We start from the raw sequence: 22,686 nt of genomic DNA, 5'->3' as shown, positions 1-22,686 counted from the left end.
AGTTTTCTCCTGAATATTCAGATTTTACTTTTTAAGACGCGGTCAAAATCGTCGAAAATACGTTTAGCCAGATCGATGCCTTTCAGTCCTGCGGTATGCCAGGCGAGCATCTGCACTGGGACAATCAGCAGCAGAGGCGCCAGGTGATGCTCGCACGGACAGTTTAGCGCCAGCGTTTGAGCATCCTCTTCGTCACCCAGCGTCAGGGTAAAGGCCCGGCCAATGGACGGCGCCAGATAGTCGCGCAGCGCCCGGGTTCGCGCGTCGGGCGTATCTTCAATAAACAGCATCACATGGCGGGCATTGGCTTCCAGATAGGGGCCATGCATATAGGCTTCCAGCTCAAAGCCGCTGGAAGGCACGCGCACCGTCTCGGTAAATTTGGTTTCGAACTCCTTCGCCACGCCAACCAGCGCGCCGTAGCCGGTGGCGACAAAGCGCTCGCCGCTGCGCAGCGTTTCGCTATGGCGGTCAATAAAGCGCGAGGTACGGACGATAACCTCCGGGATCGCCGCTACCAGCCGCTGCAATTCAGCGAGATAGTGCTGCTCCTCGACCTCGCTGGCTTTCTCCTGCTTACGAGCAATGATCAGCGCTATCAGCAACAGGTTGAGCACCGTCGCGCTAAAGCCGCGGGTCACAAACCCTACGCTCTCGATCCCGGTATTAATATCCAGAACGCCATCGCTGGCGCATCCTATCGGGCTTTGCGGATCTGAGGTCAGGGCGAAAACCGACTTGCCGGAAGCCTGTACCTTACGCATCGCCTCCAGCGTCGACGCGCTTTTTCCGCTCTGTGAAATCGCCACCACCAGATCGGCATGCGGGTCGATCGCGTCGTAATGGGTGAAGTTGTACGGCTCTTTAATGTCAAGCAGCACACCGAAGCGTTGCTCAAAGAAATAGCGCGCGCACAGCGCGGCATTCAGCGACGATCCGGTCGCGAGCAATAATATCCGCCGTACCGGGTGCTGGCGGGCGAAGGTTTCAATCGGCGCCAGCTTTTGCCGGTAGTCGCGCAGGATCTGCGCCAGGCAGGCTGGCTCTTCACTGATATATGTCATCATTGTTGGTCGCATAGCTCACTCCCGTTAAAACAATCCGATCCACGAACCCAGAATGCCCACCAGCGCCATGCCGCCAATAATTGAGAGCGGTTTAACTTTCCGTCCCAGTAGCCAGTAGACGATGCCAAAACTCACCAACGGCAGCATGCAGGGCAGAATGTCGTTGATAATGTCCTGTACCTGGGTTTTGGCCTCCCCGGCGCCGAAGGAGAGAGGAATGGTGATATCGATCATTGAAGCGGTCATCGCCCCGACTACCATCAGACCGATAATCGACGCCCCGTAGGTCAGGCTCTCCATCATTCCGCTCTTCTGGATCCGCTGCAGGACCCCGGTGCCCAGTACGTAGCCCCAGCGGGTAAAACACCAGCGCACCAGAATGTGCGGCACGTTAAACACCAGCAGAAACAGGATCGGCCCGAGGATGTTGCCCTTCAGCGCCAGGCTGGTGCCGATCCCGGTGGCGATGAGGCGCAGCGTCCCCCAGAAGAAAGAGTCACCCAGCCCGGCTAACGGTCCCATCAGTGAGGCTTTGACGTTATCAATCGCAGTGGCATCCATGTTTTTCTGATGACTGTTTTTCTCTTCCATCGCCGTGGTGATCCCCAGCAGCAGGGTGACGATATGCGGCGTGGTATTGAAAAAAACCAGATGCCGCTTCAGCGCTGCGGCCAGCTCCTCTCTACGCGGATAGAGCTTCTTCAGCACCGGGATCAACGCGTAAACAAAGGCGAGATTCATCTGCCGCTCATAGTTCCACGAGAACTCCATCTGGAAAGAGCGCCAGAACACCCGGCGTAAATCGCGCGGCGTAATCAGGGTTTCTTCCTGCGCCTGCGGCTGCAGGGTCTCTTCAGAAATCATCTTCGTCGTCATCGCTGACTCCTTGTTCTGTCGTGATACGAGGTGAATTCAATGCGGTGACGTTAACCATGACCACCGCCACGATAGCGCCGAGAATGGCGATACCGGTCACCGGGATTTTCAAATAGGCCATCAGCACAAAACCGAGGAAAAAATACGGCGCCACTTTCTTGTTAATCAGCAGCCTGGCGAGCATCGCGAAGCCGAGGGCCGGGATGATGCCGGTGGCGACGCTGAGCCCATGTTTGATAAATTCCGGGATCGTATCGAGCAGGGATTTCACCGCGTTGCTGCCCACCAGGAATGAGACGGTGACCACCGCGGCAAGCATCAGCGACAGGCCGAATCCGGCAATCAAATGCATCCGCTCAATGCCGCGGAGATCTGCCCGTTCCGCATACCCGTCCGCCTTTTGGCTAAGCATTGGAATGAACATCCCCAGATAGATATTTTTCAGGATCAAAGTCAGCGTGGCGATAGGCAGGCCAAGCAGCAACGCCGTTTCTGTGCCTGCGCCAGAGGTAATGGCGAACGCCACGCCGAGAATACCGCCGGTCACGACGTCGGGCGGGATCGAGGCGCCAACGGAGAAAGAGCCGATAAACGCCAGCTCCAGCGTCGCGCCCATAATGACGCCGGTCTGTACATCCCCCAGCACCAGCCCGGTCAACAGCCCGGTGACGATAGGCCGTGAAATTAGCGACGTCCCTAAGGCATATTCCGATTGCGCGATAAACGCCACCAGACCCAGTAAGAGAGCCTCTACCATAATCTGTCCTCCGGAATTACACGCATTCCGCAAAAAGCTGTTTGCGATCGTTCGGGACCTGGCGAATCTCCACTTCGACGCCCTTGCCCACCAGTTGTTGTAGCTGTTCTATTTCTGTCGGCAGTAAATTAATCGCCTTAGAGATATTTTTACTGCCCTCTTTAGCCTTTATTCCGCCAAGATTTATGCTTTTTATTTCGTCGATGGCGCTGGCAATACGCCAGGCGTCATTAACCGACTCCACAACAATAAATAAATTATATTTATCGGTAACCCCGCTTTTTATTGCCTCAATAGAATCATTTATATTTTTAATCACCAGCTTCACCGAGGGCGGTTTGGCAAGCTTAATGGTGGTTTTCCGCAGCTCATCGCCAGGGACGCTATCGTTGGCGATTAAAATACAATCGGCGCCGACATATTGGGTCCAGGAAAAGGCCACCTGGCCGTGAAGTAATCGATGGTCTACCCTTAATAATGTAATCATCATGCTTCCTCATTTCAGAAGTCTTTATCCATAGTCATCGCACTGGCAATCGTTTGATTGCAGTACTGAATGCTCTCTTTGGCGTTTGTTAATGCCTCGGTAATTAATTTTTCGGTATCGTCTTCCGCTGCGGAAATCAGCAAGTCAATAATTAACGGCAGATTTAAACCGGATAATAAATGGAAATGTGGGCGAGATAAAAAACGAACAAACTCGTTATTCACGCTACCGGCAAAAATATCCGTAATCACGATCAGCTCATCCTGCGCCGGGAAACGCGCCATTAGCGCTTCCACCTGCTGCGTCAGATCGGCCTCTTCTTCCACGTAGGCACACAAGGTATGTATATCGGGTTGTTTACCGAGGATCAGTTCCACGGAGTTCAACAAACCGTTAGCAAAGCTGCCATGGCTGGCAAAAATATAGTGTCGTTTCATCCTTACCTCGAAAGCGCATTCCACTGCTTTCTTAATTGCAACCGACGTGCCAGAAACAGTGGCGCGTCGGCTAACGCAAGGATAAAAAAGAAGAGATGTGTTAAAAGTCTTGATCTTCCTGAATAAATTCCGTTTCCCGCGTCAGGATATCGTGAATGTAGCAGAGCTCTACAACGGGAATTTTGACACTATACCCGCTCTCTATGACACTAAAGGCCTCGCGTAGCGTAGCCAGCTCGCGATCCGGACACTGCCCTCCAGTGTATTGGGCTGGGGAAGCGTGACGAATTAATCGCTCTATCAGACAGCTGATATGCACATACAGCGCGACCTTACGATCGTTAGGTACATCGCGCCCGGCCAGATGCTCATAGCGCAGCAAAAACTGCTCAACCTGGTTGATCACCTTAGCCGTATCGAGGATCGTCACCGACTCGATCACCCGGCGCAGCGAAAAGTTTTTCAGGATCAGGTTGTTGATCTCGCTGACCTGTTCCGCCGTCGCCAGTTCGCCAAAAATGCGCATCAGCGGACGACTCCCTTCGCCAGAGATCAGCGAATCCAGCGAGATCCAGGGTAGATCGGCAAGATGCGGATCCAGGGTGCCGACGATCGCCAGCACCTCATAGCGGCTTAGCATCGGCTCCCGTCGCGCGGGATCGGCAAGGGTCTCCACATCGCAGGCCACAATATCAATGCCAAGCGCTTCAGGAATGCTGGCTTTTAACAGCGCCGACAGATTCGCCGCCGCGCCCAGACCGGTCGCGCAGGTGGTTAAAATCGCCCGCGGCTTATCGGTTTGCGGGTAATAGAGCTGGTGCTCAACCGCAAGGTCATCGCCGATCTCGCGGACGATATCTTCCAGCATAACGCCCTGCAAAATGCGCTCCCCGACGTACATCGCCATACCGGTGGAGACATTGTTGATGATCGCCATCGGCGTACTCAGGCGACGATTAAAATGGCGGTGAATGGCGTTCAGCGATCCCATGTCGACCAGGATTATCAATCCTGATGCCAGAGCATGGCTCTCTATGTAGGCCATCACCTGGTTAGCGATAGCCTCCGGCGTCACGTCCAGCGGCATATCAAATGACTCAAAGAGCTGGCTTTTCAGCAAGCGGTTTGCCACGTTGGCGATGCTGCTGGCGGTAGCGTAACCGTGAGCGAGAATTATCGCCCGGGTCACCTGCTGCTGGCTGATGGCGCCATTCTTGTGGAACCACAGCACTAACAGCAGCAGGTCGATACGCTGGGGTTCAATATCCAGCTTCAGCGTCAACGCACCGAGGATCGCTTCGCAAAAGCGATACAGCAGCGGAAACTTCTGTACCAGGAAGTCCTCCAGCTGGCGAGCTTTTTCATTGTTTATCGTGGACTGCGCCTGTCGGGATCGGTGGATCAGGTAGTGGCTCAGCGCGTAGAGGCAGTTGCCGTTAAACTGGATATTGAAGCGCTTTTCCAGGCGATAATACTCCTCCCGAACCTGATGAGCGATCAGCAGCAGCATCTGCGAGCTACTGGAGTCATGATTATCAAAGATCAGCCGATCGAAGAGGGTTTCAATCTCTTCCCCCATGCTCCTTTGCGCCTCTTCCCAGACCGTTTTTTTATTCAGCACCGCTTCATACTGCGCCAGAACCCGACACTGAACGTCATAGATCAGCCCCTGTACCGGGTCGCGCGCGCGCAGCAGCCAGACCAGGCTGGTCTGCGGCTCGATAAGCAGCGGCTCCTGCTGGCCCATCGCTTCGCTGAGCGCTGGCGTCGCGGCCATGACATTCTCCGGCAGATCGTGCAGCCTCACGGTCAGCATTTCGCGGCCCGGAGACCTGGCCCAGGCTGACGCCACGGCGTATTTCACCACATTCTTCAGCTCGCCGACGTTGCCCCGATAAACATACTGCGTCAGGACCTGCAACAGTCGCGGCGTTAGTTGCAGCCGGGCGGCAAGCGTGCGCGCCTCCTGCCAGAAAAACTGTAGCGTTAGCGCCTCCTTCTCCTCGCGGCTACGGTGTTGAAGATCGGGCAAGCTAACCAGGATCGGAATTCGGCGCAGGAAGGTGGTGAGAAAAGTGCTGTGAATATCTTCGGTGGTGGCAAACACCAACCGCAGCGAAATCGGCAAGCCTTGTGCGGTCTCCCCCACCCGGTAGATCTCCTTACGATCCAGCCAGGTGAACAGCTTCTCCTGCCCCTGAGCATCCAGGCGATGGACCTCATCGAGAAACAGCATCCCGCCGTTTGCCGCCTCAAACGCCCCCGCTTTATCGCTCTGCGCACCGGTAAACGCGCCTTTGACGTAGCCAAACAGGTTGGCGGCCAGCAGCTCCGGATTACTCGCATACTGCGCGCAGTTAAAGCTCACAAAGGGGGCATCGGGCGCCAGCAGCCCCTGGGCGATGGCGAACTCATGCATCAGCTCAGCCATATAGCTTTTGCCGGTCCCGCTGTCGCCGGTGATCAGCAGCGGTAGCCCGCCGTTAGGATAAAACAGCGCGGTTTTCATCTGCTCAATCGGTTTACGCAGGCTGCCGTCATGCCCGGTCAGCAACGAAAAATGGTCCGCCTGCTCCGGCTGGCGGTCGCTCTCCGCGAGTAACTCCGCCATGCTGGCATACTCACTGCGGGAAAGCGGGTAGAACTGCTGGCAAAAGGCTTTTTTATGCAGAAAATAGACCGGCCGGGTGTTGATTTTCACCAGCACGTCCTGAGCGACCAGCTGATTGAGATAATGGCTGGCGGTATTTCTTTGCATCGCGAAACGCCGGGCCAGCCAGCTGGCGGTAAAGACCTCGCTCAGGTTATCCGGATCGAAAAAATCGGTCTGATTTTGCAAAAAAGCCAACAGTTCCGTTTTACGCATCGCATCCCCCTCTTCGCCATTACGAAGGGATATGATGCGGGAAAAGAGAGGCTTATCGACGGCTCGTGCTGTTTTTTGCGGTCCAGCGCACACTCCCGGCTAAGCCGACTACGCGTCGGCCAGATCCATCGTCATTTCATACTGCTGCAGCGAGAGCGGCGTATATCCGGCCGCGGCAAACAGCGGCGTAAAAGTTTCCGGGACCGTCACCGAAGTACCAATGCCCGGGAACTGCTGCGCCAGCGCCATCAGCAGCTCACGCGCCAGCCCCTGGCGGCGGGCGGCGGGCTCCACCCACAAAAACGACAGTACAGGGCGCGAGCCCGCCGTCGTTAGAACCGCGAAGGCGCGCTGTTCCAGCGTCACGACCTGACATGGCAGAGTGGCGAAGGTAAGCGGATCCAGCAGCCAGGGAAGCTGGCTGTTACTCTCCTCAATGGCGCGCCGAAGCAGGGACAGGGTGGGATAAAGCTGTAATACGCCCGGCACCGGGGCCAGAAGTTCTGTACTCAGGTAGCCGCAGAGCCCATAGCGTCGCGTAAAGCCCAGCGACTGATACAGCGCGACGGCCGCATGGTTATCGCGGATCACCTCCAAGAATACCGTCTCGATCCCCTGCTGTTGCAAAAGCATCAGCAGCTCCTGCATCAGTTTCCGGCCCAGGCCTTTGCCGCGCCAGGCCGGGCGCAGGGCAAAGGCCGCCAGGCGAGCGGCACTCCCCCGGCGCGCGACGATCGCGATCGCCGCCGGTTCATCTCCGGCCAGCCAGACGCGGGAATCGACCAGGCTCATCCCCTCGGCGCTAAAACGCTGAACAAATCCCTCTACCGACTGGGTAACAGGCACCAGGTAGGCTTCAAAACAGGCGTTGAGAATATCCGTTAACTGCACGCTGCTGAACTGCGTGGCGGGAACGGCGGTCAGCTCCATACTTTTCTCCCGAAGGCTGCTATGCTGAGGTGATGAAAACTAACACTATAACTGCCGGTGCCGTATTACGCCTGACTCAGGAGAGCGATATCGCCCTTCTGCCCGCCATTGAACGTTCTGCCGCCCAGGCATTTCGCCAGATCCCTTCTCTCGCCTGGCTGGCGGACAGCGAGGTGATTAGCGTTGCGCGCCATCATGATTATCTGGAAACGGAGCATAGCCTGCTGGCGGTAGCCGCCGGGCAACCCGTTGGCTTTATTCTGACCGAACCGCTCGACGATGCGTTATTTATCGTCGAAGTCGCCGTCCACCAGGCCTGGCAGAAACAGGGCATCGGCCGGATGCTGCTGGAGCGGGTTATTGAGAGCGCACGGCAGATGGGCTACCCGGCGGTAACCCTCACCACCTTCCGCGAGGTGCCGTGGAATGCGCCGTTTTATACCCGTCTGGGATTCGCCATGCTCGATGAGCTGACCCTGCCCGCCGGGCTGGCGGCAAAAAGGGAACAGGAGACCCGGCACGGCCTGCCGCCCGAGTCGCGCTGCGCCATGCGCCTGGCGTTGTAGACTTCAGCACTGATTTCAGCGGCGCAATATGGTACAAAGTACCATTCAAAACTTACCCGTTGTTACCGTATGTCCTGGTCAATCGATATTATTTCCTGCATAACCGATCGCTTTGTGGAACTCACGGCGACCGAAAAACGCATTGCGCAGTTTATTCTCGATGATGTCGCGGCGGCGGCGGAGCTGCCCATCGCCGAGATAGCGCGTCTGACGCAAACCAGCCAGGCTTCGGTCACCCGTTTTGCCCGGGCGCTCGGCTGTAAAGACGTCCGCGAGCTGAAGATGAAGCTTGCGCAATCTCTTGCGGTCGGCCAGCGGTTTATCCTCGATGTTCCGGATCTCGAAGGCGTCCAGGGGATCTATGAGTCAATCATCAGCGTACTGGAGACCAACCGGCGGGCGCTGGATATCGAGGCGCTGAAGCGCGCGGTGAGCTGGCTGTGTGATGCGCGGCAGATCCTCGCCCTGGGGATGGGCGGCGGTTCGACCATCTGCGCTCAGGAAATTCAGTATCGCCTGTTTCGCCTCGGTCTGCCGGTTGTCAGCCAGAGCGATGGTCTGCTGGTACGCATGATGAGCTCGGCGGTGACGCCGCAAGATGTGGTGATCGTGCTTTCTCTGGGCGGCTATACCCGGGAAATCATCGAGAGCGCGGCGATTGCCAGCCAGTACGGCGCGAAGGTTATTGCGATTACCCCCGCCGGAACGCCGCTGGCTGAACAGGCGGATCTGGTGCTACCGCTGCTGGTACGGGAAAACGACTATATCTTTAAGCCCAGCACTTCCCGTTACGCGATGCTGGCGATGGTCGATGTGCTGGCCACCGAACTGGCGATGGCCAACAAACCCCAGGCAAAAGGCAAATTACGCCGTATTAAGCTGGCGCTCGACAGCCACCGCGGCGGCGTCGATCGGCAGCCGCTGGGGGACTAACTTTTACTGGCGGAGATAAACCTCTCCGCCTGCTCGCGGGTACGTTCCACGGCCTGTCCGGCGCGATAAAGATCGCTGCCCAGACCGGCACCGGCGCACCCCGCCTGTATCCAGGTCGCCAGACTTTCCGGCGTCACGCCGCCGACCGCCAGCACCGGAACCTCCGGCGGCAACACCGCTTTCAGCGCGCGAATATAGTCCGCGCCGAATGCTGATGACGGAAAGATTTTCAGCCATTGCGCCCCGGCATCCAGCGCACTAAACGCCTCGGAGGCCGTCGCGCAGCCGGCGCACACCAGCATCCCCTTATCTACCGCGCGGCGGATCACCGCCGGGGCCGTATTGGGCGTCACGATAAGTTTCGCCCCAGCTTCAGCGAGAAAATCAACCTGTTCAACCTTCAGCACCGTTCCCGCGCCAATCATCGCCCGCTCGCCAAACTGACGCACCATCGCCGGAATACTTTGCTGCCAGTCCGGCGAATTGAGCGGGATTTCGATATAGCGAAAGCCTGCATTTATTAGCGTCTCAATATGATCTGCCGCCTCAGCGGGTTGAATGCCGCGTAAAATCGCCACCAGCTTAATCTTGTCCATCAATCATCCTCGCTATACCCGAAAGAAACGCCGCCTCGCCGGAGCAACAGGAAACGGCTAACCCACGCGCCGCCATCGCCTGCTGATAACGGGCGTTGAGCGAGTGCTCACCAACCAGCACCACGCGGCTGGCGCGATAGCGTTCGCTGAATGTCGCCACCTCCGCGCCAATCAACAGCCCGGAGAGATAATCGCTCACCGAAGTCGCCGCCAGCGCGCCTAACACCCGCGCGGCGCGGGCGCTAAAAAGCCCGGACAATAACGCCGGCTGATTTAACCCTTTTTCTATACCGAGGGCGAAAGAGGCTTCATCCGGCAACTGCGCAGGCAGTTGCTGGCCGAGCAGCGAATGGTTAAGCAGCAGGTGATGCAGTTCGCCGGTCATCGCCGTGGCGAACTGGCGCACCACGCCGTTTTGCACCTGCACCCATTTGCAGTGGGTGCCGGGCATCACGTAACACTCCGCGGGCATCAGTTGCCAGGCGCCCAGCAGCTGCGTTTCTTCACCGCGCATTACGTCGTAATCTGCAGCCTGCGCCACTTTCAGCCCCGGCACGATCCACACTTTTTCCGCCACCTCATATAACTGACCGTTGAGTGCCTCCAGCGCCAGCGGGCAGGCCAGATAAGGCACCGGTTGCCAACCGGCATCGCTGCCGATCATGCCCGCCATCACCACCGGCAGCGCGGGGTCGCCGCGCCACGGCGCCAGCTGCTGATGAAATACCGCTTCGGCGCGCTGCCCGTTCAGACGCGTGACGCCGCAGGGCAGTTTCAGCTTGTCGATGCATTCGCCATCACGCATCCGCCATGCCCGCAGCTGGGTGGAGCCCCAATCGACGGCAATATACTCGTTCATGATTGCCCCTTACCCGCGTGAGGTATGACGTTTGCCAATCGGCAGCGGCGGCGGCGTTGGGCGGCTTTCACGCTCGCGGGTAATCATCTCCAGCGCCTGCTCGCGGCTCATGCTGCTGGCCGGGGTCAGTAACGTCACCACAACCGAGGCCACCAGGCTCGTCAGCACCGCCGGAATACACGGGTTGCCCCAGAACGCCAGCCAGTCGCTATCCACCAGCACCGCAACCGATGCCCCGGCGCCGCCGGCCAGCGCGGCGACCGCGCCCTGCCAGTTAAAGCGTGTCCAGAAACGGCCAAGCATGGTGCAGATAAACATCCCGGACATAATCATCGAGATCATTTTGGTGATGTAGCTGATGATGTCGTTGGAGGTCAGGGCAAACAGCAGCGCCAGCGCAATCACCAGAACCAGGAAGATCCGCGACAGGCGAATCGCTTTCTCCGGCGCGGGCATATGGCCGGTCACCAGGGTGTAGAGGTCGCGCAGCATAATGGACACCGCGGCGATGGCATCAGAGCTGCCGGAAGACATATTGGCCGACATGCCGGCAATCAGGATCGCCATCGCCAGCACCGGCGGCAGCACCTGGGTGGCAAACAAGAAGGCGAAGCCGCTGTTCTCCAACTGCGGGTTCATGGTCCATACCGCCATACCGATGATCGCCGGCAGGAAGGAGAATCCCAGATACAGCAGGCCGGTAATCGTGAAAGAGTGGCGTACCGAAGAGACGGTCTTCGCTGAGTAAATACGCTGGCGATAAGAAGGCGTCGCCAGCACGCCGACGCCGATCACCATCGCCAATGATAGCGCCGGCAGCACGCCTAATTTATCGACCGCGAACAGGCTTTGCGCCGCCGGATCGACGGCCTGCTGAATATGGCTCCAGCCGCCAACGTGATGAACCGCCAGTATCGCCATTAAAATAAAGCCCACGAACAGCACGATCGATTGAATGGTATCGATCCACACGACTGCGGAATAGCCGCCGATACCGACATAAACCACAAAAGCCAGCGCGATAATAATTTTCGCGACATTAATATCAATGCCGCTGGCCCACGCCAGATATAATCCGCCGCCTAATATATGCGCCCCCAGCCAGCCGATAGAGGCAATAAAAATAAGTATCGCGACGAGGTTTTTAATAATTTTACTGCCGCCGGTGTAATACGACATTTCTTCACTCATAGTCATGAAGCGAAGTTTACGTACCGGTGCGAATAACCATGCCACCAGCAGGATCCCCACCGCGCCGCCCAGGCCGTAAAGCATCCCGGCCCAGCCGTTGCTGTAGCCAAAGCCGACGGCGCCGACGCTGGAGCCGGTCCCCACCATGGTGCCGACCGTCGAACCGAGAGTGAGGATCATCGGCAGCGAACGACCGCCAAGTAAAAAGTCTTCGCCGGTTTTCTGTTTGCGCGAAACGTACCAGCCTAAGGTAATCATCGCGCAGGCATAAACGGAAAACCAAATCATAAATGACATATTATTCATGGCTCACATCCAGACGTAATAAATAATATTCGTGCCGCTGAATATTATGAGTTAACAGGAACCATGCCTGAAAAAAGGCATAGCGAACCCAGTGGCACCGATTTATTTATTCAATCTGGTGCCGATATCACACTTTTTTGATGCTCCCTCCCGCAAAGGGAGGGATTTATTTTAGGTTTCGAGCGTTATTGTCGCGCAGCGTTAAAACAGGTCACATCCACTTCGACTTTACAATCCACCACCAGGTCCGCTACGCAGCAGATGCGGGCAGGCGGGTTGTCGCCAAAGAACTCGCGAAATACCTTATTGAACGACTGAAAATAGCGCGCATCGGTGAGGATCACTTTAACATGCACCACGTCGGCCAGGGTGTAGCCCGCTTCGGTCATGATATCTACGCAGTTCTGAATCGCCAGACGCGACTGGTCGACAATCCCGCCTTCCACCACTTCCCCGTCCTTCATCGGCGTCTGGCCGGAAACGTACAGCCAGCCTCCCGCTTCCACCGCCCGCGCGAACGGCAGGTGCTGCCCGCCGGTACCGGTACCGCCTTCTACGCCATAACGCTTGATACTCATACTCAACTCCTTAGTCCATCCGACGACGCAGGAAACGCCCTGCCCGTCCGGTAATTTTCTTATCACTGCCGTAGCTCATCACGCCGTTGACCATCACCGCCTCAATGCCGTCCGCCGGTCGTTTCGGGTCGGAGAAACTGGCGACATCGCGCACCGTCTGCGGGTCAAACAGCACCAGGTCGGCAAAGTAGCCAATTTTCACCAGCCCGCGATCCGCCAGCTGGAAGCGCGCCGCCGACAGCCCGGTCATCTTGTGTACCGCGGTAGTCAGCGGGAATAGCTGCTCGTCGCGGCTATAGTGGCCGAGCACCCGCGGGAAGGCGCCCCACAGGCGCGGATGCGGCATCGGATCGTTCGGCAGCCCGTCAGAGCCAATCATGGTGACCGGATAGCGCATCACCCGCCGTACGTCCTGCTCATCCATGTTGTGATAAATAGCGCCCGCCGGCATCAGCCGCGCCGCGGCGTCGTGCAGGCTCACCTGCCACTCATCGGCGATCTGCTGCAGCGTTTTCCCCGCCTGCTCCGGCTGCGCTTCGGACCAGGTAATCACGATATCAAACTCGTCGGTCACCTGCTTCATATCCAGCGTCGATGAGCTGGCTGAATAGGGATAACAGTCGCAGGCGATATCCTGCTGCTGGCGCATCTCATCGAAAAACGCCAGCGTCTCTTTGGTACGCCCCCAGTTTTTTGCCCCGGCGCACTTGTGGTGCGAAACCACCACCGGCACGTTGCCGTGACGGCCAATACGGAAGGCTTCGTCCAGCGCCTCGAGAATCGGCTCAAACTCTGAACGTAAATGGGTGGTATAGACGCCCTTCCCGGCCGCCAGCTCTTCCGCCAGCGCCATCACCTCCTCGGTGGTCGACTGGAAGGCGCTGGCGTAAGCCAGCCCGGTACTGAGCCCTAATGCTCCCTGGCGCAGCGCATCGCGTAGCTGTACGCGCATGCCGGCGATTTCCGTCTCGTTCGCCGGACGAAACAGATCGTCCATATGGTTATTGCGCAGCGCGGTGTGACCGATTAACGTGCCGACGTTCAGCGACGGTCGCGCCGCCTCCACCGCATGGGCATAAGCCTCCACGGTGGGATAGATAAAGTGTTGCTGCTCGCCGAGGAGATTCATTGGGTCCGGCACTTCCCCCCGCATGGTGGCGGTCGCCGCACTGATCCCGCAGTTGCCGACGATCACCGTCGTCACCCCCTGGCTGAGCTTCGGCAAGTACTCCGGCATGCGGATCACGTTGATATCATCATGGGTATGCACATCAATAAAGCCCGGCGCCAGTACCCGCCCCTGGCCATCAATCACCTGCTCCGCCGCAACGTCCAGCGCCGGGGCGATAGCCATAATTCGATCGCCCTTCACCGCCACATCAGCACGGTATTGCGGCCCGCCGCTCCCGTCGATCACCGTGACGTTTTTGAAAAGCCAGTCAACTTTCATAGCAATTACTCCCTTTCGACATGCCGATAAGTTAACCATTTACAAGCGCAAAAAACAGTGGAAAACTACGCAAAACTCAGATCGCTTTGTGATACTTTTATTCAAAAAGAATAACATTTTTATATTAAAAATATATTTATCAAATAGTTATAAATGATACCCAGCGACTAACCGATTATAAACCCTGAAAGGATAGTGTTATGAAATACCATTCAGCACCGCTCATCCCGCACAAATCCGCCCTCATGTCCGCGCCGGCTAATCTGCTGGCGGAAGAGGTCTGTCTACCCGCCGCGCTGCTAAAAAAGTCGGCGCTGGAAAATAATATTTCATGGATGCAGCGCTACGCCGACGCCCGCGGCGTATCGCTGGCACCGCATGGTAAAACGACAATGACGCCATGGATATTTCAGGCGCAGCAGCGAGCGGGGGCGTGGGGGATCGGCGTGGGCAGCGCCTGGCAGGCTAGCGCGGCAATGGCCAGCGGCATCCAACGCGTCCTGATGGTTAATCAGCTGGTCGGCAAAGCCAATATGCAGGTGGTCGCGCAGCTAAAAGCCCACTATCGGGCGGTGGATTTTATCTGCTGCGTCGATAGCGAGGTCAACGTGCGCGCCCTCTCCGCATTCTTCGCAGACCAGGGACAAACGCTGGATGTACTGATTGAACTTGGCGTGCCTGGCGGGCGCTGCGGCTGTCGTAGCGTTGATGACGCGCTGGCGCTGGCGCAGCGGGTAAGCGACCTGCCGGGGCTACGGCTACGCGGACTGGAATTGTATGAAGGGGTGCTGCACGGCGACGATCCGCAGCCGCAGGTGGAAGCGCTGCTACAGCAGGCCGCGGCGCTTGCCTGCCGCATGGAGCCGCTGGTTGACGGCGAATTTATTCTCACCGGCGCGGGCACCGTCTGGTATGACGTGGTGTGCAATATCTGGCTGGCGGCGGCAAAACCACGCCGCTGCCGTATCGTTATTCGCCCTGGCTGTTATATCACCCACGATCGCGGGATCTACGATCTCGCACAACAAGCGCTGATCGCCCGCGATCCGATTGCCTGCGATCTCGCCGGCGATCTCACTTCAGCGCTGGAGCTGATGGCGATGGTGCAATCGGTGCCGGAGGCGGATCGCGCGGTAGTGAATTTCGGCAAGCGCGACTGCGCTTTCGACGCCGGGCTGCCGCAACCGATCGCCCATTATCGTAATGGCCAGCAGTTAGCGCTGCGCGCGGAGTCGCTCGTCAGTATCGGCATCATGGATCAGCACTGCATGCTGCGCCTGGCGCCAGGCAGCGATGTGCAGGTCGGCGATATTCTGCTGTTCGGCACCTCGCACCCGTGTCTGACCTTTGATAAGTGGAAGACGTTGCTGCTGGTCGATGACGACTACAACGTGCTGGACGAGCTCGACACGCTGTTTTGACAGGCATCCGGATAGCGGCGCTTCGCGCCTTACCCGGGCTACACAACCCGCGACGTTCGGTAGCCCGGCTAAGCGTAGCGCGAGCCGGGGGATGTATCGGGTAGCGGCGCTTCGCGCCTTACCCGCCCTGGCGCAAGGCGCAAATCTCATCATGCAATGAACGACTGATAATGACCCCCTGCCGTTCACTCTGCTGGCGGCAGGCAAAACGCCGCTCGCCCGGCAGCCGCGCGCCCTGATCCTGCATCGCATTGAACAGCGTTTCGGCGCGCTCCAGCTGCTCTGGTGCCTGCGCGCCGAGAAAGCGCTGCGGATCCAGCGCCAGAATCAGCTCGCCGCCGTAGGGGAGACCGCCCGCGCCGTTATCCCACGCCAGCGATTCGGCGCTGGTCATATCGCCAATAAGCGGCCCGGCCAACAGCTCAACCATTGCCGCCAGCGCCGAGCCCTTATGGCCGCCGAAAGTCAACATCGCGCCGTTCAGCACCTCTGCGGCATCGGTCGTTGGCTGTCCCTGACTGTCGATTCCCCAGCCTTCCGGTAGCGCTTTGCCGGCGCGCTGATGCAGCTGGATCTCGCCGCGCGCCGCGGCGCTGGTCGCCATATCAACAATAAACGGCGGCTTATCCTGCCGCGGCCAGCCGAAGGCGATGGGGTTGGTGCCGAACAGCGGACGTGTGCCGCCCGCCGGGGCGACCCAGGCGTGGCTTGGCGTACAGGCCAGCCCTACCAGCCCTGCCTCGGTCAACGGCTCAATATCGGCAAACAGCGCGGAAAAATGAACGCAGCGATTAATTGCCAGCGCCGCAATGCCATTGTGGCGCGCCTTCTCCAGCAGCAGCGGCAGCGCGCGCTCGTAGGCCAGCAGTGAAAAAGCGCCCCCGGCGTCCGCCCGCGCAATCCCCGGCGCCTGGTCATGGATCTGCGGCTCGGCATCGGGCGATACCTTACCTTTGCGCAGGGTATCGACAATGCCCAACAGCCGCCACAGGCCGTGGGAAGCGCAGCCGTCGCGCTCCCCGGCGGTCACATTGCGGGCAATCGCCGCCGCGTGGTCGGCGCTAAATCCATTGGCGCTGAGTACCTCCAGCGCCAGGTCATAAGCTTCAGGTAACGATAGAGTTACCGACTCCATACTGTTCTCCTTTACTCTTCTTCGTCTCCGCTAAAGTTAGCCTGCGGCAGGCAGCTGCGCGCGCCCCAGTAGTAAATCCCCAACGACATCGCCGCCATCCGGGAGGTGAACGGCGCGCGGCTGAATGCCCGCCCCTCCGCGCACAGCGTGCTGTTTGAAACCGCCGATGGCGGCGGCGTGGTTTACTGGCAGAAACTGATCCTCTGCTGCAGCGCTGGCAGCGCTTCGCCGCGGCCATCAACCGCACCTTCCGGCTGGCGGAGTCGTTGAAAAACGCGGCGACGCCGGAGAGCCTGCTGTGCCGTTGCGAAGATGTGCGCTGCGGCGACGTGGCTGCCGCCGACGACTGGCTGCAGGCCAAACTGACCCAGCGCCCGCTGGCTGTATGGCTGGCCGCTGCCGCAGCCGAGAGAGCCGCTGTCCCCCGCACGCGCGGAAACGCTTATTGCCCTCGCCAGGCTGAGCGCCGAGCCGTAACCGCTACTCTTCTTCATCGCCGCGCCCGGCAGGGACGCCAAGCGCAATAAACTCCTCCAGCAGGGAGGTCAGTTGCTGCAGCTTTTCCGTGGTGAACTGGGCCTCCAGCAGGCGATAGGTTTCTTCCACCTCCGCCTGGGCGCTTTCGTACAGCGCAGTTCCGGCAGGCGTCAGCGAGACGTACAGCTTGCGCTGATCGTTAACTGGCTTTAAGCGCAGCACCAGCCCATCCCGCTCCATACGCGTCAAAATACCGGTCAGACTGGGGCGCAGGATACAGGCGCGAAAGGCCAGATCGTGAAAGTCCATCGACGGACGTTCGGCGAGAATTCGCACGATCCGCCACTGCTGTTCGGTGAGATTGTGCCGTTTGACGATCGGTCGAAAGTAGGCCATCGCCGCTTCACGCGCCTGCAACAAGGCAATGGTTAATGAATCATGCATAGTATCCCCTCAACAGCCTCACCAAAAACTTATTAATAACTTAATAATTAGCGTTAATCCTGCCATGTACAACCGGTTTCTGCACCTGAAAAGTACCAGTCTTTTCCTGAAAAATATTCAACTTATTGATTCACAATAAATAAGTAATTGTTATGTAAATATTGTGTTAATCCGATCACAAAACATTCACTTCCAGTTGCTAAACCTCAGCGCAAAGCATAAAAGATGATCATTAATATATTAATGAAATCCCTTTGAACCGAAATCTGTCCCAGAGGAGTGGTGAATGAAAGGTACCATCTTCGCCGTTGCGCTCAATCATCGCAGCCAGCTCGACGCCTGGCGCGAGGCGTTTCAACAGGCCCCCTACAAGACGCCGCCGAAAACCGCGGTCTGGTTTATCAAGCCGCGCAATACCGTAATTGGCGATGGCGAAGCGATCCCGTATCCGCAGGGCGAGACCGTACAAAGCGGCGCAACGGTGGCGCTGATTGTCGGCAAAACCGCGCGTAAAGTGGCGGCGGAAGAGGCGGCGAACTATATCGCTGGCTACGCGCTGGCTAACGATGTGAGTCTGCCGGAAGAGAGTTTTTATCGCCCGGCGATCAAAGCCAAGTGCCGCGATGGCTTCTGTCCCATCGGCACGCTATCGGCGGTACGCAACGTCGACGATCTGACCATCATCACCGAAATTAACGGCCGCGAGGCGGATAGCTGGCATACCGGCGATCTGCAGCGTAATGCCGCGCAGCTGCTGAGCGCCTTGAGCGAATTCGCCACCCTCAATCCCGGCGACGCGATCCTTATCGGCACGCCCCACTCTCGCGTCACGCTGCGCCCCGGCGACCGGGTACGTATTCTCGCCGACGGTTTCCCGGCGCTCGAAAACCCGGTTGTCGCAGAAGGAGAGCTGGCATGAAACAGGCACGCATTGAATGGCAAGGACAGGTACGCGACGTGCTGGTCGATGAACGCGACCAGGTGCGCCTGGACGATGGCACGGTATTAAAAGAAGGTGAATTCCGCTGGCTGCCGCCCGCCAACGGCACGCTGTTCGCGCTGGGGCTGAATTACGCCGACCACGCCAGCGAGCTGGAATTTAAACCGCCAACCGAGCCGTTGGTATTCATCAAAGCGCCGAACACCTTTACTGGCCACCAGCAGCAGTCGGTACGCCCGGATAACGTCGAATACATGCACTACGAAGCCGAACTGGTGGTGGTGATTGGGAAAACCGCGCGCCGCGTCAGCGAAGCCGAGGCTATGGATTATGTCGCCGGCTATACCGTGTGCAATGACTACGCGATCCGCGACTATCTGGAAAACTACTACCGCCCGAACCTGCGGGTGAAAAGCCGCGACACGCTGACGCCGATCGGCCCGTGGATCGTCAGCAAAGAGGCGATCCCGGATCCGCATAACCTGGCCCTGCGCACCTGGGTCAACGGCGAGCTGCGCCAGCAGGGCACCACCGCCGATCTGATCTTCAGCATCCCGTTCCTCATCGCTTATTTAAGCGAATTTATGACCCTGCAACCGGGCGACATGATCGCCACCGGCACGCCGAAAGGGCTATCCGATGTGGTGCCGGGCGACGAGGTGATCGTTGAAGTCGAGGGCGTGGGCCGCCTGGTCAACCATATCATCAGCCAGCAAGCGTATGAGGAGACACTGTCATGAAAAAGATTAACCATTGGATCAACGGTAAAAACGTTGCCGGCGCAGACTATTTTCATACCACCAACCCGGCCACCGGCGAGGTACTGGCGGAAGTCGCCTCCGGCGGTGAAGCCGAAATCAACCAGGCGGTGGCGGCGGCGAAAGAGGCCTTCCCGAAGTGGGCTAACCTGCCGATGAAAGAGCGCGCGCGTCTGATGCGCCGCCTGGGGGATCTGATCGATCAGAACGTCCCGGAGATCGCGGCGATGGAAACCGCCGATACCGGCCTGCCGATCCACCAGACCAAAAACGTGTTGATCCCGCGCGCCTCACACAATTTCGAATTTTTCGCCGAAGTATGCCAGCAGATGAACGGCAAGACCTATCCGGTCGACGACAAGATGCTGAACTACACCCTCGTGCAGCCGGTTGGCGTCTGCGCGCTGGTGTCGCCGTGGAACGTGCCGTTTATGACCGCCACCTGGAAGGTGGCGCCGTGCCTGGCGCTGGGGAATACCGCGGTGCTGAAAATGTCCGAACTGTCGCCGCTGACCGCCGATCGTCTGGGCGAGCTGGCGCTGGAAGCCGGGATCCCGGCTGGCGTACTCAATGTGGTGCAGGGCTACGGCGCCACCGCCGGCGACGCGCTGGTGCGCCATCATGATGTGCGCGCCGTCTCCTTCACCGGCGGCACCGCCACCGGCCGCAACATCATGAAAAACGCCGGTCTGAAAAAGTACTCCATGGAGCTGGGCGGAAAATCGCCGGTGCTGATTTTTGAAGATGCCGATATCGAGCGCGCGCTTGACGCCGCGCTGTTCACCATCTTCTCGATCAACGGCGAACGCTGCACCGCCGGCTCGCGCATCTTTATTCAGCAGAGTATCTACCCCGAGTTCGTTAAACGCTTCGCCGAGCGCGCCAATCGCCTGCGCGTAGGCGATCCGACCGATCCGAACACCCAGGTCGGCGCGCTGATTAGCCAGCAGCACTGGGAGAAAGTGTCCGGCTACATTCGCCTCGGCATCGAAGAGGGGGCCACCCTGCTGGCCGGCGGCGCGGATAAACCGTCCGACCTGCCGGCGCATCTGAAAGCCGGCAACTTCCTGCGCCCGACGGTGCTGGCGGATGTCGACAACCGTATGCGCGTCGCCCAGGAAGAGATTTTTGGCCCGGTCGCCTGCCTGCTGCCGTTCAAAGACGAAGCGGAAGGGCTACGCCTGGCGAACGATGTGGAATACGGCCTGGCGTCGTATATCTGGACCCAGGACGTCAGCAAAGTGCTGCGTCTGGCGCGCGGTATTGAAGCCGGGATGGTGTTCGTCAACACCCAGAACGTGCGCGACCTGCGTCAGCCGTTCGGCGGCGTGAAGGCCTCCGGAACCGGCCGCGAAGGCGGCGAGTACAGCTTTGAAGTGTTCGCCGAAATGAAAAACGTCTGCATCTCGATGGGCGACCATCCGATCCCGAAATGGGGAGTCTGATATGGGTAAGTTAGCGTTAGCAGCAAAAATCACTCACGTGCCGTCGATGTATCTGTCTGAGCTGCCGGGGAAAAACCACGGCTGCCGTCAGGGCGCGATCGACGGGCATAAAGAAATTGGCAAGCGCTGCCGTGAAATGGGCGTCGATACCATTATCGTGTTTGATACCCACTGGCTGGTCAACAGCGCCTACCACATCAACTGCGCCGACCATTTTCAGGGCGTCTACACCAGTAACGAACTGCCGCATTTCATTCGCGACATGACCTACGACTACGACGGCAACCCGGAGCTGGGCCAGCTTATCGCCGACGAGGCGGTGAAGCTCGGGGTGCGTGCCAAAGCGCACAATATTCCCAGCCTGAAGCTGGAGTACGGCACCCTGGTGCCGATGCGCTACATGAACAGCGATAAGCACTTCAAGGTGGTATCTATCTCCGCTTTCTGTACCGTTCACGACTTTGCCGACAGCCGCAGGCTGGGCGAAGCGATCCTCAAAGCCATTGAAAAATACGACGGCACCGTGGCGGTGCTGGCCAGCGGTTCGCTGTCGCACCGCTTTATCGACGACCAGCGCGCCGAAGAGGGGATGAACAGCTACACCCGCGAATTTGACCATCAAATGGATGAGCGGGTGGTGAAGCTATGGCGCGAGGGCAAATTCAAAGAGTTCTGCACCATGCTGCCGGAGTATGCCGACTACTGCTACGGCGAAGGCAACATGCACGACACGGTGATGCTGCTCGGCCTGCTGGGTTGGGATAAATACGACGGCAAGGTGGAGTTTATCACCGAGCTATTCGCCAGCTCCGGTACCGGCCAGGTTAACGCCGTGTTCCCGTTGCCAGCGCAGGCGTAAGGGGGCCCCATGCCGCATTTTATCGCCGAATGTACCGACAACATCCGCGAGCAGGCCGATCTGCCTGGGCTGTTCGCCAAAGTCAACGAGGCGCTGGCCGCCACCGGCATCTTTCCGATCGGCGGGATCCGCAGCCGCGCCCACTGGCTGGATACCTGGCAGATGGCCGACGGCAGGCAGGATTACGCCTTCGTGCATATGACCCTGAAGATCGGCGCCGGGCGCAGCCTGGAGAGCCGTCAGGACGTGGGAGATATGCTGTTCGCGCTGATCAAATCCCACTTCGCGACGCTAATGGAGAGCCGCTATCTGGCGCTGTCGTTCGCCATGGAAGAGCTCGACCCGACGCTGAACTACAAACAAAACAACGTGCACGCGTTATTTAAATAATGTGCAAATTGCCCGGTGGCGCTGCGCTTACCGGGCCTACAACGGCCATGAATTTGTAGGCCGGATAAGCGAAGCGCCATCCGGCAATACAATGCCACAGGAATCACTATGCTCGATAAACAGACCCGTACCCTGATTGCCCAGCGGCTGAACCAGGCCGAAAAGCAGCGTGAACAGATCCGCGCGATCTCGCTGGATTATCCGTCGATCACCATTGAGGACGCCTACGCCGTCCAGCGCGAGTGGGTTGAGATGAAGATCGCCGAAGGCCGCGTGCTCAAAGGCCACAAGATCGGCCTGACCTCTAAAGCGATGCAGGCCAGTTCGCAGATCAGCGAGCCGGACTACGGCGCGCTGCTCGACGATATGTTCTTCCACGACGGCAGCGATATTCCCACCGACCGCTTTATCGTTCCGCGTATCGAAGTCGAGCTGGCCTTCGTGCTGGCCAAACCGCTGCGCGGCCCGAACTGTACGCTGTTTGATGTCTACAACGCCACCGACTACGTTATCCCGGCGCTGGAGCTTATCGACGCGCGCTGCCACAACATCGACCCGGAAACCCAGCGTCCGCGCAAAGTGTTCGACACCATCTCCGACAACGCCGCCAACGCCGGGGTGATCCTCGGCGGCCGGCCGATTAAACCGGACGAGCTCGACCTGCGCTGGATCTCCGCCCTGCTGTATCGCAACGGCGTAATTGAAGAGACCGGCGTCGCCGCGGGCGTACTCAATCATCCGGCCAACGGCGTGGCCTGGCTGGCCAACAAGCTGGCGCCGTACGATGTCCAGCTCGAAGCCGGGCAGATTATCCTCGGCGGCTCCTTCACCCGCCCGGTCCCGGCGCGCAAGGGCGATACCTTCCACGTCGACTACGGCAACATGGGCGCCATCAGCTGCCGGTTTGTCTAGGAGAAA

The 22,686-nt window shown here is 58.6% G+C and carries 25 protein-coding genes and 2 pseudogenes; 13 read left to right on the top strand and 14 right to left on the bottom strand.

Annotated features, from left to right (window positions below; translation table 11 throughout):
* Positions 1-17: 17 nt before the first annotated feature.
* From HMPREF1024_RS07965 to HMPREF1024_RS07995, 7 genes are all read right to left on the bottom strand, one after another.
* A complete protein-coding gene (locus HMPREF1024_RS07965) occupies positions 18-1,079 on the bottom strand; it encodes an SIS domain-containing protein (protein ID WP_004888694.1) in 1,062 nt (353 codons plus the stop codon).
* Positions 1,080-1,091: 12 nt separating this feature from the next.
* Positions 1,092-1,943, bottom strand: coding sequence for a PTS system mannose/fructose/sorbose family transporter subunit IID (locus HMPREF1024_RS07970; RefSeq protein ID WP_009309157.1), 852 nt, complete (start codon positions 1,941-1,943; stop codon positions 1,092-1,094).
* Positions 1,921-2,700: a PTS mannose/fructose/sorbose/N-acetylgalactosamine transporter subunit IIC gene (locus HMPREF1024_RS07975; RefSeq protein ID WP_002887608.1), complete on the bottom strand. Its 780-nt coding sequence runs from the start codon at positions 2,698-2,700 to the stop codon at positions 1,921-1,923. The genes HMPREF1024_RS07970 and HMPREF1024_RS07975 overlap by 23 nt, the downstream gene beginning before the upstream one ends.
* Positions 2,701-2,716: 16 nt before the next feature.
* Positions 2,717-3,187 (bottom strand): PTS sugar transporter subunit IIB, encoded by a 471-nt coding sequence (locus HMPREF1024_RS07980; protein ID WP_002887607.1) that lies wholly within the window; start codon positions 3,185-3,187, stop codon positions 2,717-2,719.
* Positions 3,188-3,201: 14 nt separating this feature from the next.
* Positions 3,202-3,624: a PTS sugar transporter subunit IIA gene (locus tag HMPREF1024_RS07985; RefSeq protein WP_004888687.1), complete on the bottom strand. Its 423-nt coding sequence runs from the start codon at positions 3,622-3,624 to the stop codon at positions 3,202-3,204.
* 100 nt (positions 3,625-3,724) lie between these two features.
* On the bottom strand, positions 3,725-6,490 hold the full coding sequence (locus HMPREF1024_RS07990; RefSeq protein WP_009309156.1) for a sigma 54-interacting transcriptional regulator: 2,766 nt from the start codon (positions 6,488-6,490) through the stop codon (positions 3,725-3,727).
* Positions 6,491-6,598: 108 nt separating this feature from the next.
* Positions 6,599-7,420 (bottom strand): GNAT family N-acetyltransferase, encoded by an 822-nt coding sequence (locus HMPREF1024_RS07995; protein WP_009309155.1) that lies wholly within the window; start codon positions 7,418-7,420, stop codon positions 6,599-6,601.
* Between the two features lie 32 nt (positions 7,421-7,452).
* On the opposite strand from HMPREF1024_RS07995, the gene HMPREF1024_RS08000 reads away from it, so the two are divergent.
* Together HMPREF1024_RS08000 and HMPREF1024_RS08005 are read left to right on the top strand one after the other, a co-directional pair.
* Positions 7,453-7,986: a GNAT family N-acetyltransferase gene (locus HMPREF1024_RS08000; protein WP_009309154.1), complete on the top strand. Its 534-nt coding sequence runs from the start codon at positions 7,453-7,455 to the stop codon at positions 7,984-7,986.
* Positions 7,987-8,055: 69 nt separating this feature from the next.
* Positions 8,056-8,919, top strand: coding sequence for a MurR/RpiR family transcriptional regulator (locus tag HMPREF1024_RS08005; protein ID WP_009309153.1), 864 nt, complete (start codon positions 8,056-8,058; stop codon positions 8,917-8,919).
* Here the strand turns inward: HMPREF1024_RS08005 and HMPREF1024_RS08010 are convergent.
* The 5 genes from HMPREF1024_RS08010 to HMPREF1024_RS08030 all read right to left on the bottom strand — a co-directional run bounded on the left by HMPREF1024_RS08010 (position 8,916) and on the right by HMPREF1024_RS08030 (position 13,899).
* Positions 8,916-9,515: a 2-dehydro-3-deoxy-6-phosphogalactonate aldolase gene (locus HMPREF1024_RS08010; RefSeq protein WP_004178521.1), complete on the bottom strand. Its 600-nt coding sequence runs from the start codon at positions 9,513-9,515 to the stop codon at positions 8,916-8,918. The two genes, HMPREF1024_RS08005 and HMPREF1024_RS08010, sit on opposite strands and share 4 nt — an antisense overlap.
* Positions 9,502-10,374, bottom strand: coding sequence for a 2-dehydro-3-deoxygalactonokinase (locus HMPREF1024_RS08015; protein WP_009309152.1), 873 nt, complete (start codon positions 10,372-10,374; stop codon positions 9,502-9,504). Before HMPREF1024_RS08015 ends, HMPREF1024_RS08010 begins: the two co-directional genes overlap by 14 nt.
* Before the next feature lie 9 nt (positions 10,375-10,383).
* Positions 10,384-11,871: a sodium:solute symporter family protein gene (locus HMPREF1024_RS08020; RefSeq protein ID WP_004182852.1), complete on the bottom strand. Its 1,488-nt coding sequence runs from the start codon at positions 11,869-11,871 to the stop codon at positions 10,384-10,386.
* A 185-nt stretch (positions 11,872-12,056) separates the two neighbouring features.
* Positions 12,057-12,449: a RidA family protein gene (locus HMPREF1024_RS08025; RefSeq protein WP_004177530.1), complete on the bottom strand. Its 393-nt coding sequence runs from the start codon at positions 12,447-12,449 to the stop codon at positions 12,057-12,059.
* A gap of 10 nt (positions 12,450-12,459) precedes the next feature.
* Positions 12,460-13,899, bottom strand: coding sequence for an amidohydrolase family protein (locus HMPREF1024_RS08030; RefSeq protein WP_002887553.1), 1,440 nt, complete (start codon positions 13,897-13,899; stop codon positions 12,460-12,462).
* Between HMPREF1024_RS08030 and HMPREF1024_RS0127040 the strand changes: the two genes are divergently transcribed.
* Positions 13,877-14,056, top strand: a complete 180-nt coding sequence (locus HMPREF1024_RS0127040; RefSeq protein ID WP_032409297.1) for a hypothetical protein — start codon at positions 13,877-13,879, stop codon at positions 14,054-14,056. The genes HMPREF1024_RS08030 and HMPREF1024_RS0127040 overlap by 23 nt on opposite strands.
* 43 nt (positions 14,057-14,099) lie before the next feature.
* Positions 14,100-15,320, top strand: coding sequence for an amino acid deaminase (locus HMPREF1024_RS08035; RefSeq protein ID WP_009309151.1), 1,221 nt, complete (start codon positions 14,100-14,102; stop codon positions 15,318-15,320).
* A 118-nt stretch (positions 15,321-15,438) separates the two neighbouring features.
* On the opposite strand, the gene HMPREF1024_RS08040 is transcribed toward HMPREF1024_RS08035, so the two are convergent.
* Positions 15,439-16,455 carry an Ldh family oxidoreductase gene (locus HMPREF1024_RS08040; RefSeq protein ID WP_009309150.1) on the bottom strand — a complete coding sequence of 339 codons (1,017 nt, stop codon included), beginning with the start codon at positions 16,453-16,455 and terminating at the stop codon, positions 15,439-15,441.
* A gap of 105 nt (positions 16,456-16,560) precedes the next feature.
* On the opposite strand from HMPREF1024_RS08040, the gene HMPREF1024_RS31800 reads away from it, so the two are divergent.
* On the top strand, positions 16,561-16,725 hold the full coding sequence (locus HMPREF1024_RS31800) for a pyridine nucleotide-disulfide oxidoreductase (RefSeq protein ID WP_071703917.1): 165 nt from the start codon (positions 16,561-16,563) through the stop codon (positions 16,723-16,725).
* Positions 16,668-16,932 (top strand): annotated as a pseudogene (locus HMPREF1024_RS31795) (FAD/NAD(P)-binding oxidoreductase); the annotation flags it as partial. The gene HMPREF1024_RS31800 and the pseudogene HMPREF1024_RS31795, both read left to right, overlap by 58 nt.
* 3 nt (positions 16,933-16,935) lie before the next feature.
* Here the strand turns inward: HMPREF1024_RS31795 and hpaR are convergent.
* Positions 16,936-17,376, bottom strand: coding sequence for a homoprotocatechuate degradation operon regulator HpaR (gene hpaR / locus HMPREF1024_RS08050; protein ID WP_002887503.1), 441 nt, complete (start codon positions 17,374-17,376; stop codon positions 16,936-16,938).
* Between the two features lie 64 nt (positions 17,377-17,440).
* Here hpaR and HMPREF1024_RS31390 point away from each other — a divergent pair.
* The 7 genes and pseudogenes from HMPREF1024_RS31390 (at position 17,441) to hpaH (ending at position 22,680) form a co-directional block, all read left to right on the top strand.
* Positions 17,441-17,605 (top strand): annotated as a pseudogene (locus HMPREF1024_RS31390) (hypothetical protein).
* Between the two features lie 57 nt (positions 17,606-17,662).
* The gene (locus HMPREF1024_RS08055) at positions 17,663-18,295 is read left to right on the top strand and encodes a fumarylacetoacetate hydrolase family protein (protein WP_004146085.1); all 633 of its coding nucleotides are present in this window, start codon (positions 17,663-17,665) and stop codon (positions 18,293-18,295) included.
* Positions 18,292-19,056, top strand: coding sequence for a fumarylacetoacetate hydrolase family protein (locus tag HMPREF1024_RS08060; RefSeq protein ID WP_009309148.1), 765 nt, complete (start codon positions 18,292-18,294; stop codon positions 19,054-19,056). The genes HMPREF1024_RS08055 and HMPREF1024_RS08060 overlap by 4 nt, the downstream gene beginning before the upstream one ends.
* Positions 19,053-20,519 (top strand): 5-carboxymethyl-2-hydroxymuconate semialdehyde dehydrogenase, encoded by a 1,467-nt coding sequence (hpaE, locus tag HMPREF1024_RS08065; RefSeq protein ID WP_002887494.1) that lies wholly within the window; start codon positions 19,053-19,055, stop codon positions 20,517-20,519. The genes HMPREF1024_RS08060 and hpaE overlap by 4 nt, the downstream gene beginning before the upstream one ends.
* A 1-nt stretch (position 20,520) precedes the next feature.
* Complete coding sequence (gene hpaD / locus HMPREF1024_RS08070) at positions 20,521-21,378, top strand: 3,4-dihydroxyphenylacetate 2,3-dioxygenase (RefSeq protein WP_002887492.1); 858 nt, start codon at positions 20,521-20,523, stop codon at positions 21,376-21,378.
* A gap of 9 nt (positions 21,379-21,387) precedes the next feature.
* Positions 21,388-21,768: a 5-carboxymethyl-2-hydroxymuconate Delta-isomerase gene (locus tag HMPREF1024_RS08075; RefSeq protein ID WP_004151392.1), complete on the top strand. Its 381-nt coding sequence runs from the start codon at positions 21,388-21,390 to the stop codon at positions 21,766-21,768.
* 108 nt (positions 21,769-21,876) lie between these two features.
* The gene (gene hpaH / locus HMPREF1024_RS08080) at positions 21,877-22,680 is read left to right on the top strand and encodes a 2-oxo-hept-4-ene-1,7-dioate hydratase (RefSeq protein ID WP_002887487.1); all 804 of its coding nucleotides are present in this window, start codon (positions 21,877-21,879) and stop codon (positions 22,678-22,680) included.
* Positions 22,681-22,686 lie beyond the last annotated feature (6 nt).

The sequence above is a fragment of the Klebsiella sp. 4_1_44FAA genome (genome assembly GCF_000238715.1).
Taxonomy (GTDB): Bacteria; Pseudomonadota; Gammaproteobacteria; order Enterobacterales; family Enterobacteriaceae; genus Klebsiella; species Klebsiella pneumoniae.
This window is presented reverse-complemented; position numbering and strand designations above follow the sequence as displayed.